This is a genomic window from Mycobacterium gastri (assembly GCF_002102175.1).
Classification (GTDB): Bacteria; Actinomycetota; Actinomycetes; order Mycobacteriales; family Mycobacteriaceae; genus Mycobacterium; species Mycobacterium gastri.
On record NZ_LQOX01000143.1, the window covers coordinates 20,884 to 36,848 of the forward strand.

At 65.2% G+C, this 15,965-nt stretch carries 14 protein-coding genes and 1 pseudogene; 4 read left to right on the top strand and 11 right to left on the bottom strand.

Annotated elements, in window-relative coordinates:
• Positions 1–29 precede the first annotated feature (29 nt).
• From AWC07_RS23245 to AWC07_RS23270, 6 genes are all read right to left on the bottom strand, one after another.
• A complete protein-coding gene (locus AWC07_RS23245) occupies positions 30–1,004 on the bottom strand; it encodes a patatin-like phospholipase family protein (RefSeq protein WP_139829843.1) in 975 nt (324 codons plus the stop codon).
• A gap of 44 nt (positions 1,005–1,048) precedes the next feature.
• The gene (locus AWC07_RS23250; RefSeq protein ID WP_036420000.1) at positions 1,049–2,119 is read right to left on the bottom strand and encodes an ABC transporter ATP-binding protein; all 1,071 of its coding nucleotides are present in this window, start codon (positions 2,117–2,119) and stop codon (positions 1,049–1,051) included.
• A 4-nt stretch (positions 2,120–2,123) separates the two neighbouring features.
• Positions 2,124–2,966, bottom strand: a complete 843-nt coding sequence (locus AWC07_RS23255; protein WP_036419998.1) for a carbohydrate ABC transporter permease — start codon at positions 2,964–2,966, stop codon at positions 2,124–2,126.
• A complete protein-coding gene (locus AWC07_RS23260) occupies positions 2,953–3,894 on the bottom strand; it encodes a carbohydrate ABC transporter permease (RefSeq protein ID WP_244187677.1) in 942 nt (313 codons plus the stop codon). Before AWC07_RS23260 ends, AWC07_RS23255 begins: the two co-directional genes overlap by 14 nt.
• Positions 3,895–3,899: 5 nt before the next feature.
• Positions 3,900–5,216: an ABC transporter substrate-binding protein gene (locus AWC07_RS23265; RefSeq protein ID WP_036419994.1), complete on the bottom strand. Its 1,317-nt coding sequence runs from the start codon at positions 5,214–5,216 to the stop codon at positions 3,900–3,902.
• A gap of 237 nt (positions 5,217–5,453) precedes the next feature.
• Positions 5,454–6,800, bottom strand: a complete 1,347-nt coding sequence (locus AWC07_RS23270) for an MFS transporter (protein WP_051508294.1) — start codon at positions 6,798–6,800, stop codon at positions 5,454–5,456.
• Positions 6,801–7,128: 328 nt separating this feature from the next.
• Between AWC07_RS23270 and AWC07_RS23275 the strand changes: the two genes are divergently transcribed.
• Together AWC07_RS23275 and AWC07_RS29085 are read left to right on the top strand one after the other, a co-directional pair.
• Complete coding sequence (locus AWC07_RS23275; protein WP_051508293.1) at positions 7,129–8,004, top strand: helix-turn-helix transcriptional regulator; 876 nt, start codon at positions 7,129–7,131, stop codon at positions 8,002–8,004.
• Positions 7,992–8,321 (top strand): annotated as a pseudogene (locus AWC07_RS29085) (transposase); the annotation flags it as partial. The gene AWC07_RS23275 and the pseudogene AWC07_RS29085, both read left to right, overlap by 13 nt.
• A 71-nt stretch (positions 8,322–8,392) precedes the next feature.
• Here the strand turns inward: AWC07_RS29085 and AWC07_RS23285 are convergent.
• Together AWC07_RS23285 and AWC07_RS23290 are read right to left on the bottom strand one after the other, a co-directional pair.
• Positions 8,393–9,670, bottom strand: coding sequence for a ferritin-like domain-containing protein (locus tag AWC07_RS23285; protein WP_084293781.1), 1,278 nt, complete (start codon positions 9,668–9,670; stop codon positions 8,393–8,395).
• Positions 9,671–9,686: 16 nt separating this feature from the next.
• Entirely contained in the window at positions 9,687–10,793 is a 1,107-nt protein-coding gene (locus AWC07_RS23290) for a ferredoxin--NADP reductase (RefSeq protein ID WP_167380125.1), read from the bottom strand.
• A 172-nt stretch (positions 10,794–10,965) separates the two neighbouring features.
• On the opposite strand from AWC07_RS23290, the gene AWC07_RS23295 reads away from it, so the two are divergent.
• The gene (locus tag AWC07_RS23295; RefSeq protein ID WP_036420017.1) at positions 10,966–11,595 is read left to right on the top strand and encodes a TetR/AcrR family transcriptional regulator; all 630 of its coding nucleotides are present in this window, start codon (positions 10,966–10,968) and stop codon (positions 11,593–11,595) included.
• Between the two features lie 23 nt (positions 11,596–11,618).
• Here the strand turns inward: AWC07_RS23295 and AWC07_RS23300 are convergent, their stop codons facing one another.
• Positions 11,619–12,416 carry a nuclear transport factor 2 family protein gene (locus tag AWC07_RS23300; RefSeq protein ID WP_036420015.1) on the bottom strand — a complete coding sequence of 266 codons (798 nt, stop codon included), beginning with the start codon at positions 12,414–12,416 and terminating at the stop codon, positions 11,619–11,621.
• Positions 12,416–12,976, bottom strand: a complete 561-nt coding sequence (locus AWC07_RS23305) for an isochorismatase family protein (RefSeq protein WP_036420013.1) — start codon at positions 12,974–12,976, stop codon at positions 12,416–12,418. The genes AWC07_RS23300 and AWC07_RS23305 overlap by 1 nt, the downstream gene beginning before the upstream one ends.
• A gap of 96 nt (positions 12,977–13,072) precedes the next feature.
• Here AWC07_RS23305 and AWC07_RS23310 point away from each other — a divergent pair, with 96 nt between their 5' ends.
• Entirely contained in the window at positions 13,073–13,897 is an 825-nt protein-coding gene (locus tag AWC07_RS23310; RefSeq protein WP_036419990.1) for a DoxX family protein, read from the top strand.
• An 82-nt stretch (positions 13,898–13,979) separates the two neighbouring features.
• Here the strand turns inward: AWC07_RS23310 and AWC07_RS23315 are convergent, their stop codons facing one another.
• On the bottom strand, positions 13,980–15,965 hold the full coding sequence (locus tag AWC07_RS23315) for a DUF7064 domain-containing protein (RefSeq protein ID WP_036419988.1): 1,986 nt from the start codon (positions 15,963–15,965) through the stop codon (positions 13,980–13,982).

Here is a 15,965-nt window from a genome sequence, read left to right on the forward strand (position 1 = left end):
CGCTTCGGCGGACCCTTGGCCCGGAGCGCTCAGTCCAAAGGGGTGGCGGGGCCGCCGCACTTCGCGATGTAGTCCTGGTAGTTCCAGGTCTGCAGAAACTCTTGACCCGCTTGCACCCCGCGCTGGTACAGGGCCTCGCGTTGTTCGGCGGTGATATCGAAGTCGATCGGGCTGATGGTCTTAGCGGGCACGAAGATAGTGCGCCGCACGGTACAAGGGTCGTCGATGTAGGCGTTGTCCTGATTGCTGACCAACGTCTCAATCGCGGCGATTCCCAACGACACTGGCCCATGAACCGGATGAGTCGGCGGAATGCCCGGACGCGACGACAGCCGGATCCCGAAGGTCGGCCACTCCGGTCCGCCATCGGATCGGTCGAACAGCCCCACTGGAAAGTTCGACAGCAATGCTCCGTCAACCCACGTCGCGCCGGCGACCCGAACCGGCTCGAACACGAACGGAATCGCCGACGAGGCATGGACCGCGCGGGCCACCGAAAAGTCGTCAGGGTCAATGCCATAGGAGTCCAGATCCCATGGGATGCGAACCAACCGGTGCCGAGACAGGTCGCTGGCTGTGACCACCAGCGACCAGGCAAATTGCTCGGGTTCATCGCCGGTACGCAAGTCAGCGAAAGTGCGCACGCCCAGGTCACCGAGCAAGCCGGTGAGCAGCTGTTCCAGATAGGCTCCCCGATACACGCCATCCGACGTCAGCAGCGAGAGCACCCCGCCGATCAACGGCACGTGTCCGGCGAGACTGCGGTCGAGAAGCTTCCGGTAGTCGATGCTGCGCATGATCTCGGAGAGCCGTGTCAGCGGTTCCCCCGCCACCTGCAGCGCCGCGACCAGCGACGCGACGATCGCACCGGCGCTGGTCCCTGCGACACGGGGAAACCTGTAGCCGGCCGCGCCCAGCGCGTCCACCGCGCCGACCAACCCGATCCCCCGGACCCCGCCGCCTTCGCAGACCAGATCGACACGGTGCGTGCTCACGGCCGTCACCATAGTCGCATCGTGGGTGGTTATCGGTGTGCGGCACACCGGTGTCAGGCAATCCGACGGCCGTCGGCTCCGAAGAAGTGCAGTTGGCCGGGTTGAGGGCGCAGACGCACGCGGCTGCCACGCGCGGGCGGCTGGCGGCCGTCCGTTCGAGCGACGATCGCCTGACCGGCGAGCTGGCCTGCCCCGCTGATCCGGCCATACAGATAGGCGTCGGCGCCGAGCTCCTCCACCACGTAGACCTCAATTTCCACGCCGACGTTGCCCACTTCGAAATGTTCGGGACGAATGCCGACAACAATCTCCGGTGCCGCGGTGGCTATCTCGCGCGGCACGTGCATATGCCAATCCCCAAGCTTCACTGCCGAATCGGCAGTCGGGAGGGTAAACAGGTTCATCGCCGGCGATCCGATGAATCCGGCGACGAACACGTTGTCCGGGTTGCGGTAAAGTTCCCGCGGCGCCGCGCACTGTTGCAGCACCCCGTCGCACAGCACCGCGACCCGGTCGCCCATCGTCATGGCCTCGACCTGATCGTGGGTGACGTAAACCGTGGTGGTGCCGAGTTGCCGTTGCAATGCGGCGATCTGATTGCGGGTTTGCACCCGCAGCTTGGCATCGAGATTGGACAGCGGCTCGTCCATCAGGAAAACCCGCGGACGGCGCACAATGGCACGCCCCATTGCCACCCGCTGGCGTTGTCCGCCGGAGAGGTCCTTGGGCTTGCGGTCCAGGTATGGTTGCAAATCAAGCAATTTCGCGGCGGCCAGCACTCTTTCGCGGATCTCCGGCTTTGGCGTCTTGGCAACCTTCAACGCGAATCCCATGTTCTGCGCCACCGTCATGTGCGGGTAGAGGGCGTAGTTCTGGAAGACCATGGCGACATCGCGATCCTTGGGATCGACGTTGGTGACGTCCCGGTCGCCGATCCGGATCTTGCCCGAATCCAATTTCTCCAATCCGGCCACCATCCGCAGCGACGTGGTCTTGCCGCATCCGGACGGTCCGACCAGCACGACGAACTCACCGTCGCCGACAACGAGGTCAAGGCGGTCCAGGGCGGGCCGGTCTGCGCCGGGGTACTGCCGGGTGGCCCCCTCGAAACTCACCGTGGCCATGCGGCTATCCGCCGAGTCCGGTCGCGGCGATACCGCGGATGAACGAGCGCTGCGCCGCCGCGTAGACGAGCACCAACGGCAAGAGTATGAGCATCGACGTCGCCATGAAAACCGGCCACCGTGCCACGTATTCGCCGCGCAACCGCACCAGACCGAGCGTCAGGGTGGCCAGGCTGTTGCGTTGGATCATCAGCAGCGGCCAGAGAAAATCGTTCCATACGTTCACCCAGGTGAGCACTGCCAGCACCATCACCGCCGGCCTGGCATGGGGCAACAGGATCCGCCAGTAGATCTGCCAGGGCGAGCAGCCGTCCAGAATCGCCGCTTCTTCGAGATCGGCTGGGAGAGTGCGGAAAAACTGCCTCATGAGGTAGGTGCCGAAGGCGCTACCGAACAAACCCGGCACGATCATCGCCCATGGGGTGTCCACCCACCCCACGGTGCGCATCAGAATGAACTGCGGGATTACGGTGACCGTCAGCGGCACCATGAGCGTGCCCAGGTACATGACGAACAAGGTGTCGCGGCCGCGAAAATGCAGTCGCGCAAAGGCATATCCGGCCAGCGAGCAGAAGAACACCTGGCCGGCGGTGACGCAGCCGGCATACAGCACGGTGTTGAAAAACATTCGCCAGAACGGCATCAGCGCGAACACTTCGCTGTAGTTGGACCACTGCGGGTGGTCAGGGACCAACTTCGGTTGGCTCACTTCGCCTTCCCTCTTCAACGAGCCCGACAGGGCCCAGATGATCGGGAACAGGGCGCACCAGGCGATCGCGATCAGCGCGGTGTACAGGGCGACAGCGCGAACGATGTTGCGGTTGACCACTCGATCAGCCGAGCCCACGGGAAACCTCCCACGAGCGGCGCCGCGTGAGGCGCAGCTGAAGTACGGTCAACACCAGCAAGACGGCGAACATCACCCAGGCCAGCGCCGAGGCGTAACCGAATTCCAGGAATCCAAAGGCGTTTTGGAAGAGCATGATGCCTAAGACATAGGTTCCGGTTTCCGGTCCGCCGTTCGCGCCGGTGAGAACGTAGACCAGATCGAATGCCTGGAACGCGTGGATGATCGAGATGACAACGACGAATGACATGGCGCCGCGGATCAACGGCACCGTGATCGACACGAACTGGCGTATCTCGCCGGCGCCATCGATTTTGGCTGCCTCGTAGACGGTTTCGGGAACCCCTTGCATCGCGGCCAGCAGCACGACGGTGGCAAACGGCACGCTTCGCCACACACTGACCAGGCACAACGAGGCCATGGCCCACCTGGGTTCGATCAGCCATGGGATGGGACCGATCCCGACCCAGCCCAGCATGATGTTGAGTAACCCGTTGTTGGTATCGAAGACGAACTGCCAGATCACTGCCATCACCACCGACGAAATAGCCAACGGTAAGAACGTGATCGTCCGAAAGACGCCGATGCCCTTGACTTTCCGGTTCAGCACGCCCGCGATGGCGAGGCTGATGAGGACGGTCGGCACGACCGTCCCGACAGTGAAGATCACCGTGTTGCGCACCGCGATGGGAAACAGCGGGTCAGCGGTGAACAGGTTGCGGAAATTCCGCAGACCCACAAACGTTGGCCGGGCGAACAGGTCCCAGCTCTGAAAGCTCATGTACAGCGAGAACCCGAGCGGGAACACCATGAACACCACGACAGCTGCCAGATTCGGTGCGACGAACAGTCGCCCGGCCCACGGCCGCCGGCGCCAGCGGCTCGGCCTCTTGTGGCGCGTCGGGGGTACCGGTTCGGGTGTGTCGATCGATGTCACGGACTGCGCAGCACCTCGTCGACGGCTCGCGACAGCCCGGTCAGCGATGTCGCCGGGCGCGATCCCCGTAGCACCGGTCCGAAGGTGCGTTCCATCAGGGCGTAGACCTTCGGCCACGCCGGGGTGATGGGCAGGCCCTGGGAATGGCTCGGTCCTCCGGTGAGTACGGCGAGGTTGTCAACCCTACTGTGTGCTTTGGCGAATCCAGCGGAGTTGATCGCGGACCACACCACCGGCACGAAAAGGTTGGTTTCGCCGATCAACGCCTGACCGATGGGTCCGGTTGCGAACTTGATGAACTCCCATGCCTGCTCTGGGCGCCGACTGCTCGCCGCGATGGCCAGTCCGGTGGCGCCGATATTGGAGCAGGGCGCGTGGCCCCGCGGGCCTAACGGCAGCGTGGTCACATTGAAATCCAAGCCGTCGGCGCGGTCGAAAGTCTGGTAGCGCCAGTGCCCGCCCAAGGCCATCGCCGCCTTGCCTCGCGAGAACAACTCCGGCGTGGCCGTCGACTGCAGCTCGGATGCGGTGGGCGCCACCTGGTGCTTGTTGGTCAGGTCGGCGTAGAACTGGACGGCTTCGATGAAGGCGGCATTGTCGATGTTGAGGTGCGCCGGGTTCGTTCTCGGCGAAGACCACGGCACGCCGTTGTTCATGGCGAACAGCCCCGCGGAGATGGCTGGGACAAAGGTGTCGACGAACCCCCACTGCTTGACCCGTCCCGCGGCATCGTGCTGGGTGAGCGCGCGAGCCGCGTCGAGGAATTCGGCAAAACTCCACGGCTGCTCCCAGCTCGTGGGTGGTGGCCGAATGCCGGCGTCGGCGAAAAGCCGCTTGTTGTAGTACAGGTAGTTTCCCGACCATTGCTCCGGAAGGGCGTATTGGCCGCCGTTATAGGTGAACGTCTCATACAGTGGCCCAATGCCATCCGACGACAGCTCGGCGGCAAAACTGGGATCCCGCGCCAGCATGGTGTTCAGGTCCAGGAACACACCCCGGTCAGCCAATCCGGCGTAGCTCAACTCCCACGCCATCAGCACATCGGGACACTTGCCGCCGGCGCAGAACGTCGATATTTGCTGCAGGGGGCCGGGTCCGGACAGCAAAGCCCGCACCTTGATGTCGGGGTGCCGGCGGCAAAACTCATCGACGATGCGCATCCGGGCGTCCGCTTCGTCGGGATTGGCGGCGAAGAAGAAAGTCAAGGCGTCGTCGTCGGAGGCGCAGCCGGCGGACCACGGTGCCAATGACGCCACGGTGAGTGCGCCGGCGCCCCGCAACAGGCTGCGCCGTAGGAACGGCTTGTCGAACATGCTGCTCCCGGATCTGGGCCTCGACTCCGGTGCCGACTGTATGCCATTTGGCACGTGATACTTCGTGGTATTCCCGGGATGGCTAACTCGGCAACGCTAAGGCGGCATGCTCGGCATCGGGGGTGATGTCGATCGTCCGGATTCGGGTTGTGCACTTCGAAGTCGATCTGCAGGTACACCTGGCCTCGGCCGGCCGCGCGATCGCGATGCCGGGCGTATGTGCAGCCGCCGATCTCCTTACTGCGCAGGCCGTTTCGGAAGACGCGCGACCACTGGAACGGCGATAAGGACCAGGGTGGCGGCTGCCACAGCGAAGGCGAGGTGGTAACCGGTCAGCGACAAGCCACCATCAGCAGTCACAGCCGTGGATTGGGCGATTCCGGCGAGGACAGTGGGGCCGATAGCGCTGCCGATCTGCAAAGCAGTGACGGTGATGGCAGACGCCATACCGTGCGCAGCATCCGGCACATCCTGTAGACCGATGGCTATGACGGCCGGAAACGTCAGGCCTTGTCCGATACCGGTGATAATCAGGCCGGCGAGGATACCGCCGAGGTAGGGGCTGTGCGTCTCGGCGGTGCACCATAACAGGACACCGCCGGCGGTCAGTGGAATACCCAACGTCAGCAGCACACGGGGACCGCGGGTTTTCATCAACCGGCCAGCCAATAGGGCGGTGGCCGACACGGCAAGGCTGACCGGAAGAATCGCCAGCCCCGACGATGCGGCCGACATGCCGCGCACCTGTTGCAGGTAGAGCGGAAGCAAAAACAGTGAACCGGTGACACAAAAGAAGAACACGCACGCCGCCACGGCCGCGGTGCGCACCGAACCCAAGCGCAGCATCGCCGGGTCCAGCAGACTAGCTTGCTCGCCGTCTGCGCGGCTGCGACGCCACCACAGGTATCCCGCGCTCGCGGCGATAACGAGCATTGCAGCAGCGAGCCCAGCGCCGTTATCGCGCGATGCCATGTCGGCGGCCAGGATGACCAGCGTGATCGCTGTGACCAGTGCGCCCGCCCCGACACGATCCACACGCTGTTGGCATTGACGTGCGGTGACCGGAAGCCACCGCAGCGCAGCCGCAGCGGTGAGCATGGCCACCAGCACCTGCAGAGCAAAAACCCACCGCCACCCCAGCGCGGTGGTGATCAGACCGCCGACCACCAGACCGGCCGCGTAGCATCCGGCCTGCGCCGAAGAGAACACGCCCAGGGCGCGTGAACGCATCGGGTCGTCCGGATACACCGACGTCAGCAGGGCGGTGGCCGCCGGCATCGTGATCGCCGCGCCGATTCCCTGCAATATTCGCCCGACCAGGATCAGCCAGAACACCGGCGCGGTGAACGCGAGCACACCACCGGCAGCGATCATCGCCAAACCCCAAACCAAAACCTGCCGGCGGCGCAGCCGATCGGCCATCGCACCCCCACATAGCAGCAAACCGGCAAATGCCAGTGCATAGCCGCTGACCGCCCACGACAGGGTCTGCGCAGACGTGCCGAACTGCGCCCCCATCGACGGCAGAGCACTGTTGAGGATCGCCACCCCACCGGCGTCCAGCCCGGCCGCCGTGCTTAGCACTACCAGCGGCAAATACCGCCGCAGTCGGCTGCATCGGCTGCTAACCTCAGCGCGACCGACAACCCAGGATGTCGGCCCCAACGCGCTCGAGTCCAAAGACGACGAGACCGACGGCACTGGATGGCAGGTAGGGGTAGTCACACATAGCTCCTAGGTTCAATGGCGGGAAGCTGGCACAAAACACCCGAGCACAACGGGTCCAAGCCGCATCTGCAGCCAGTCTGATCCCAGCTGCACACCACGACCAGACACCGCTTGGGGCGAGTACTGCTGAAGCTTGCTCTGCCAGGGCCACCCTGGCCACGAACGGCCGACAATAATCGAGGGCATGTCAGCGACTGCACCAGTTTCCGACCTGGCCCACTTCCTACGCTCACGCCGGGCCGGTCTGGCGCCCGAGGTTGTCGGGCTGCCCCGCACCGGCAGCCGGCGACTCTACGGGCTGCGCAGGGCCGAAGTCGCCGCACTGGCCGGCATCAGCCCCGAGTACTACACCCGCCTGGAGCAAGGTCGCCAACGCCGCCCTTCCCCGGAAGTCCTCGACGCGCTGGCCACCGCGATGCGGCTCGATGAAGACAGTCGCCGACATCTGCACCACCTTGCCGCCGGCGGCGCCCACCAAGCCAACGACCGGGCACCGGTCGACCCGCCGACGGTGCCAAAAGCCACCTTGCGCCTGCTTAGATCGCTTTCCGTTTGGCCCGCGCACGTAGTCACACCGATGCGCGACATCCTGGCCTGGAACGACGCCGCGGCCTGGCTTCACGTCGACTTCGCATCCCTGCCGACCCGATATCGCAATTTCGCCTGGTTCGCGTTCTGCGATCCACGCGCCCCCGACCTGTTCGCCGATTGGCACGCGGTAGCACACAGCAACGTCAATCGGCTACGCCACGCACTCGCAGCCGATCCGCACAACGAACGCGGCCGCCAGCTCGTGGCCGAACTAGCCTCACAAAGCAGCCAGTTCAAGGCGATGTGGGACAAGCACGACGTACGAGGGCCCCACACCGGAAGCAAAACATTCCTTCACCCCCAAGCCGGCCCTCTTCAACTGGACTACACCGCCTACGTGATCCCCGGCCGGCACGCACTCGAACTCGTCGTACTGACCACAGACGAGAATTCTCCGACGTACGCAGCACTCACCACCGCAGCCAGCCAGCGCCGAGATCGTGTTATCGCGCACCCGCAATGGGATTGACGACTGGTGAGGTCGCCGCGCACTTTGCCGACGTTTACGGGGCGACGGTGTCGACGGACACTATCTCGCGGATCACCGACAAGTTATCGGTGAGATGGCCGAGTGGTGCAACCGGCCGTTGTAGTCGGTGTATCCGGCGGTCGTCGACGCCATCCGTGTGAAGATCCGCGACGGGCAGGTCACCAATCGAGCCATCGACCTTCCCCGTCGGGGACACCTGCGCCGGGGAACGCGACATTCTCGGGTTTTGGGCCGTCGATGGGGCTGAAGGTGCGAAGTTCTGGCTGGCGGTGCTGACTGGCGTGCCCTCAACTTTCCGGACTGCGAACCAAATAAGATCCGATCCGGAAAGGATGGGCTGAACATTGCGGCGCAACCGACGGCTGGATCAACCATTGCCGACTCTCGAGGCCGAGGTTCCCGCCGCCAACTCCTGCAATTCCTCCGGCATCTCGTCGGAGTCGTAACCGGGACCGGCGTCGACGGTCAGGTCGTCCTCGGTGAGCTGTGTGGCGTTCTTGCCGCCCAGATATTGGGTGAGCCCGGACTTTTCGTAGTGGGTCTTGATCCGATCGCTCATCAGCCCGATGTATTCGAGGTTGGGAATGAGCCGCTCGAACATGATGCTGCGGAACTTGACCATGCTGGGCGAGTCCAGCATCTGTTCGTCCCAGACCTTGAGCGGCACCTTGTGGGAGAACCACTCTTCGTACACCTCGTGCATCAGGAACCGGTTACGCATCAGCAGCGCCACCTCATAGACCCAGTCTTCGCGTTCGCGGCGCTCCTTCTCCGAGATGTTCTGGGTGATGTGGTCGCGCAACGCCAGCACACCGTAGTGCACATGGCGGGCTTCGTCCTGGATCACCATCTTGAGCAGTTGCTTGAGCAGCGGCTCGCGCGTCTGCTGGAAAATAGTGGTGAACGCGCCGAGCGCCAGGCCCTCGATCATGATCTGCATACCGAGAAACTTGAAATCCCAACGGCCGTCGGTCATCAGCTCGTCGATGAGCACGAACAGGTTGTCGTTGACGGTGTAGATCTTCTCGAGCTTGGTGTCGAGGTAGCGCAGGAAGACCTCGAGGTGCCGGCCCTCGTCCATCACCTGGGTTGCCCCGTAGAGCTTGGCGTCGGTCCAGTGCACGCACTCGGTCACCTGAGCCGAAGCGAACAGGGCGCCCTGCTCGCCGTGCATGAACTGGCTGAGCAGCCATGCCGCGATGTCCCATGTCAACTTGCGCTCCTCCAGCGCCGTCAGTTTGACGCCGAACCCCTCGATTTCGTTGAACGGCACGAAGCTGCGCGGCAGGATCTGCGCATTCGGGTTGTCGGGGGTGACGTCGAGTTCCCAGGGCAGGTCGGCGTCACCGTCCCACTGCTTGGACACCGCGCGACGGTACAGGTCATACATCTCGGCGAAGTCGCTTTGGTAGTTGAGCCGGAAGTGCGCGCTGTGGTGGGCAGGCATGTCCACGTGGTCGCCGCGCTTGCCTTTGCCCAGCACCAGTCCCCGCACCGCCGAAGGCGCCATGGAGACGGCAACTTTCGGGTTCTGCACCGACAGCATCAACCCGACACTGTCGAGGGTCTGGTGAATCTTGTTCTGCGCCTTGATCGGTAGGCCGCGCACCATCGATTCCACCGAAGTCTTCACTGTCGAAGTCATCTCCAACCTCCTGGGGTTATGCGTCGAGGACGACGCTTTCTTGGGCGTATGCCGAACAGCTGAGGATGTAGCCGTCGGATCGTTCCCGGTCGCTCAGGCAGTTCGGTTCGTCGACCGTCACCGCGCCGCTGATCACTTTGAGCTTGCATGCGGCGCAACCGCCGACAGTGCAACTGAAGTCGAGCTTCACTCCGCTGCGCAGACCCGCCTCCAGAATCGTCTCGCCCGGCTGTTGGGTGACCGTGCGACCGGTAATGCGGAACTCCAGATCGTGCGGTTCGGTCGGCAGCGTGCGAGTGTGCTGGGGCGCTGCGTAGAACCGTTCCCGATGGATGCGACCGGCGTCGACGGCACCGCTCGTCAACGCAGCGGTGGTTGCGTCCATCAATTCCGGTGGGCCGCAAAGAAACACCTGTGCATCCAGGCTTGGCGCCAATAACGCGGCGGCACGCTCGCCGGTTAGCCGTCCGGTCTCGCCCGGCCATGCCGACGCGGGCTGCGAGAGCACGTGCACCACCCGCAGCTGCGGATAGTTGGCGGCCAATGCTGACAGCCGCCGCGCGAAGATGATCTCGCTTTGCCGGCGCGACGCGTACACCAGCGAGATCTCGCGTTCGGGCGACTGTCGCAGTGCGGTTTCGATCATGCCGATCACCGGCGTGATGCCGCTGCCGGCAGCCAGAAACGCCAGCGGCACCGCGTCATTTTCGTCAACGCCGGGAAGGACGAAATCACCCGATGGTCCAAGCACCGTGTACTCGTATCCGGCAGCGACGTCGCGGTGCACGAAGCCTGACACGACCCCGCCGTCGATCACCTTGACGGTGCAGGCCAGTCGATCGCCCTCGGCGGCGCTAATCGAATAGGCGCGCTTTACGGTCACGCCATCGATGGCGAAGCAGTGCGTCAGGTATTGCCCGGCGCGGAACTCGACCGGCCGCCCGTCGGTGACTTCCAGCACCAGTGTCACCGCATCGTCGGTCTCGCGAATCACCTCGACAACCCGAACGCTGCGCCGCGCCGACGCCGTCCCCGACTGCCCCCACCGCCGAGACGGGCCGTCGGGCCGTGGCAGGACAACCGGATTGGACTTCCTCGGGCGGAAAAGGGTAACTCGCGGCATGGTGGGAAGGCTCGGCATCGGGTCCCCTGCCACAAAGTAGGAACTGGATAGTTCCGACAATGTTGACAGGTGTCATGTTTTGGCCGTAGGGCCGAAAGTCCCTAATCCAACCGGATCGGTCCGAGCAGCTCCAAACAGCATGGGCGGCACGACGCTGTGCCAAGATAACGTCGTGATCCCGGTCGTGAGACCATTTCGCGGCGTCAGCGCAGAGGAGCGACGCGACCTGCGGCGAAAGCAATTGCTCGACGGGTGCCTCGAAGTTGCCGGTACCGCCGGGATGGCGGCAACGACCATCGATGCGGTCAGTCGGCAGGCCGGCCTGTCGAAGCGGTACTTTTATGAAAGCTTCCGGACCCGCGACGAGCTTTTCGTGGCCCTGGCGCAGCGTCTGCTGGCCGAAATCAGCAGCGGCGTCCTCGACTCGATGACCGATTCGGCCACCGAACTGATCGATCGCGCGCGGATGGGCATCGGCCGGGTGATCACCGTGCTGACCGATGATCCGCGCAAGGCGCGGTTGTTCACCGAGCTGATCGGCAGCGAACTGCTCAAGGACACCGTCGGCGGGGCCGAGCACGAACTTGCCGAGCTGCTCACCCAGCTGTTGCTCGCCGGAACCGGCAGCGACCAGAGCCAGTACCATCGCCTGCGGCTCGCCACCCTCGTGATCGTGGCCGGTACTGCCAAGGCCGTCACCAGTTGGCTCGACGGCAAGCTCACCGTATCCCGAGACGACCTCATCGAGGAGGTGGCCCAGATGTCGGTCGCCGCGGCACACACGGTGCGCAGCGATCTGTGACAGCTACCGTGGGCCTAACCGAATCACGCCGGGAAGTACCGGATCCGGTTGATCAGATGGCCGCGCCACGGCAGGTCGGCGAACATGATCCCGCGCCCATGATCGGATGCCAGCGACACCGTGACGGTTGATCCGGCGCCGTTGATCTTCGACCAGCTGACCCCACGGAGCTGTTGCCGTAGTTCGGCCAGGTCCAATACGTCGTCATCGCCCAAAGTCATTGCCGCCGTTGGCGACAGCGCGCGTCCCGCGGCGTAGGTGTCGCCGCGCCCCACCGCGTCGAGAAATGTCGTCACCACTGTCTTGCGACGCGCGCCCGCCCGGCGAAATCCGGTCAGGAAGCCGGCGGTGCCGCGCAAACCCTGATTACCCAACAACCCCTGCGACAGCTTCAGCGCCGGCGACATCGCCGGTGATCCGCTCCGCAGGAACTGCAGCATCATCGCCGGCAAATCCCAGTATGCCCGGAGAACGGCAATCTTCCAGTCGCCGTTGACCTTTCGCAGGTCGTAGCGCAAAAAGGCGGGAACGAACATCGTCACGGCGGGGGCCATCGCCACCTCGAGTTCGACGTCGCGCAGGACGACCGGGCCGGAGACGATGTCGAGGTCGCGGTGGAACTTGATATCCCGCGGACCGATGAACGTATCGAAGAACCGGCCGATCTGCTCGTGGCCCATATGCGGCTGCGAACCCACCGGGTCTTGGACCCGGCCGTCGCTGGTGAACAGACCTACCCAGGCGGCGCGGTCGTGAGCTGCGGCGGCCCGCGGCGACCGCTCGACGGCGACCAGTAGGTCGTCGCGATCCGGGAGCGCCATCAGCGGCTCCACGCCAACGCGATGCCAGCGGGGGGCAGCTGCTTCAGCGCCTCGTTGGTGGTATCGGCCGACGCGCCCGCGGTCAGGTCGACCAACACCCTGGTAGTGAAGCCGGCCCGAGCCAGGTCCTCGGCGGTGCGCCGTACGCAATGATCGGTGGCAACGCCTACCACGTCGACCTCGTCGATCCCGCGTTGCCGCAGCCAATTCGGCAGCGTGGTGCCATGCTCGTCGACCCCCTCAGCCCCGCTGTAGGCCGCGCCGTAGGCGCCCTTGCGGAAGACGGCATCGAGGTGGCCGGTGTCGAGGTCGGGATGGAAGTCGGCACCGCAGCTTCCGGCGCGACAGTGCGGAGGCCACGACGAGCGATAGTTTGGGTGGTCAGAGAAGTGGTCGCCGGGATCGATGTGGAAGTCCTTGGTGGCCACCACGTGCTGGTAACCCGGCCGGCCGGCCAGGTAGTCGTTGATCGTGTGTGCCAGCCGGCCGGCGCCGGCCACCGGCACCGAGCCGCCCTCGCAGAAATCGTTCTGCAGGTCGACGATGATCAGCGTTCGCACAATATCCACCCTAGTCCCAACGGTCGCGGGCTGCCGCGGGCTCCCGCGACCGCCCTGGCCGGTTTGCCGGCCCGCGGACCGGGGAATACCCCGGCCATGATGCTTCGCAGAATCGCACGACCCATGCTGTCAGCGGCGTTCATCGGCCAGGGTGTGGAGTCGCTGCTCAACCCCAAGCCCGCGGCGGAAGCCGCCCAGCCCACCGTGAGCCGATTGCGGACGCTGCCGGATCCGGTGGGCAGCAGCATTCCGTCCAATGCCGAAACGTTCGCTCAGATCAACGCCGCCGTTCAGATCGGGGGTGGCGTGCTACTGGCCGCCGGCCGACTACCCCGCCTCGCCTCGGCGGCGCTGGCGCTGACGGTGATACCGGGCAATCTTGGCACTCATATGTTTTGGAGCGAGCCGGATCCGGAGCTCAAGGCGCAGAAGCGGCGTGAATTCCTCACGGACCTGAGCTTGCTGGGCGGACTGATCATCGCCTCGGCGGACACCGCGGGCAAGCCGTCGTTGGCGTGGCGCGGCCGGCGCGCCGCGAGCCGACTCTCGGAGGCCGTGTCCTCGACGCTGCCGGGATCCGACGACACCGTGGTGGGCGCCGAACTCGGAGAGCTCGGCGACAAGATTGTGCACCGCCTGAAGGCCGGAGCCGAGCGTGGCCGGGAGCTGGCCGAGACAGCCGCCGAACGGGGGGCGCCCTACGCCGAAGCCGCCCTGGAACGCGGGCGCCACCTGGCCGGTACCGCGGCGGCAAAAGGCGCGCCATTGGCCGAGGCGGCCCGCGCCCGGGGCGAGAAGCTGGCCAGTAAGGCCCGGTTGCGCGGCCTGGAACTCGCCGAGACCGTGCGCCACCAAGGTTCCCACTTGGCCGACACGGCACGTGAGCAGGTCAAGGCCCCGGGAAAGCGCCTGCAGTCATAGGTAGCGGTCGTCGTCGTCGAGGGTTTCGCCGGCCGCCATCTTGGCGATGTTGGAGAACGCATCGGCGACGTCCGGCCCGTGCTCACACCTGGTTGCGATTCCATTCCAGCCAGCCGACACCGCTGCGGCCGTCGGCGGTGCTGACGCCGACCCAGGCGCGCGGGAATTGGCTTACCCGCCCGTCGACGGCTACCAGCCGCACCGGTGCGTGCGCGCGTACCTCGACGGCCGCCGTGAGCTCACCGTGATCGAGGCTCAGTGTCGCGTGCAGCGGTAAACCGTTGGCGCCGAAGCTATCCTGGATGTCCACCGCCTGCAGCTCGGTGAGTTGCCCCCGAGCGTCTTGAACGTAGCCGACACTGAAGGCTGGTGCGCCCGGGATTTGGATCTTGACGCCGTGCAGATGCGTACCGTCGTCGAGGTGCACCGCACTCCACATCCAATCCATGCTCCACCAATCGCGCACGCCCCAGGAGTGGTCCCGTTGCCCCGGAACGGAGTCGAAGCGGTAGCCGGTTCCATCGACGGTGACGGTTCCCGAAACGGTGCAAGGGATTTCGTAGCGCGACGTCATTCGATACCGATATGGGCTGCCGTCGGTTGTCCAAACCAGGCACATCGTCACTTCGACCGGATCTCCGGGCTCCCCGCGCAACAACGCCGCGGGGTCGGCGTATGACTGCCCACGCGCCCGTAGGTCGACACGATAAGTCTGCAGCGGTGCGCTGACGGCATGGTCCAGCTCGACGGCGTCGGTGCGCACCACCCACGGGTCGTCGGGCAGCGCGACGTCGACGTCGACGACGGCCACGGTCGGCATGTCGGGTCCGCACAGCAGCGCGTGCACCCATGCCGTCTGCTGATTGGCAATCCGGCCCAGCCGAAACCAGCCGCCCAATCCCTGTGGCGCGTCGACGAAGTCGGCGTACCAGCTCTCGCTCCACAGCGGTTCGTCGGTCGGTGCGTGGGCGAGTTCGTCGTCGTCGGAAGGCCGCAGCGGCTCGGGTCGCTCAACGGCCGGCAGCGTCGCCAACGCGTCGGTGTCCAGCACGTGGTCGCAATGGCGTTGCAGCATCGTCATGAACAACCGGTCACCCCGCTCGGTGCGCTCCACCAGCATCGAGGAGACAATTGCCATCATGACGCCGAAAAAGCTCTGCCCGCGGACACCTTCGGCGACCTCGGTCAGGCTGATCGGCGGCTCGGGCCCCAGCGCTTGGTGATAAGTCCGCAGTAGGTCGTCGTAGTGAGTCCGGCGGTCCTGCGTCGATAGCGCACAGCCCAGGAAGTACGCCAGATCGGTCATCGCGGGGCCCCAGGAGACGGTCTGCCAGTCGACCACCGTCAACGCCCGGTCGGCTCCGGCTGCACCGAAAAGCAGGTTGTCCAACCGGTAGTCGCCGTGTACGAGCCCCTGGATTTCGGTGTGCGCCGCCTCCTGGTAGCCATCGAACGCGGCTACCAGCCGGTCGCACACTTCCCGGTATCGGGGTGCAATCTGGTCGCCGTAGCGCTCGACAAAACCGGCGTAGAGCGACGCGATCATCGTCTGATTCAGCGGTGCGTCACGGTTGAGCCACGGCGCATCGGCCAGCGTCGCGTCACCGAGCAGCGGTCCGTGCAGCCGCCCCAGCTCCCTGACCGCAAGCCTGGCTTCTTCGATTGTGGCCCCGGCGATTTCGTCACCAACGACCGCCGGTCCGGCGTCACCGAGCAGCAGGTCGAATGCGCCGGTCGAGACGTCGGCCGCCGCGTGGTAACAGGGGGCTATCGGCCCGTCGAGGCGTGGCGCGATGTCGCGGTAGAACCGAACCTCACGCTGGTAGAGGCCCAGCGTCCGGCCGGTCTGCCGGCTCATCGGATCGGTGGCCGCGACCTTGAGGACTACCGATTGCGGGCCGGCGGCTGCTGCGTAGGCGGGCACGACGCGGTAGCACTCGCTCATCTGGCCGGTGCCGATGCGCTCGACGGTGAAATCGGTGACCGTGCCGGCCCCGATCGCCGCGGTCAGCCACGACGCGGTGAGATCGTCCGGTCGCTCGATGACGCGCTCGCTTTCGGGATCCAT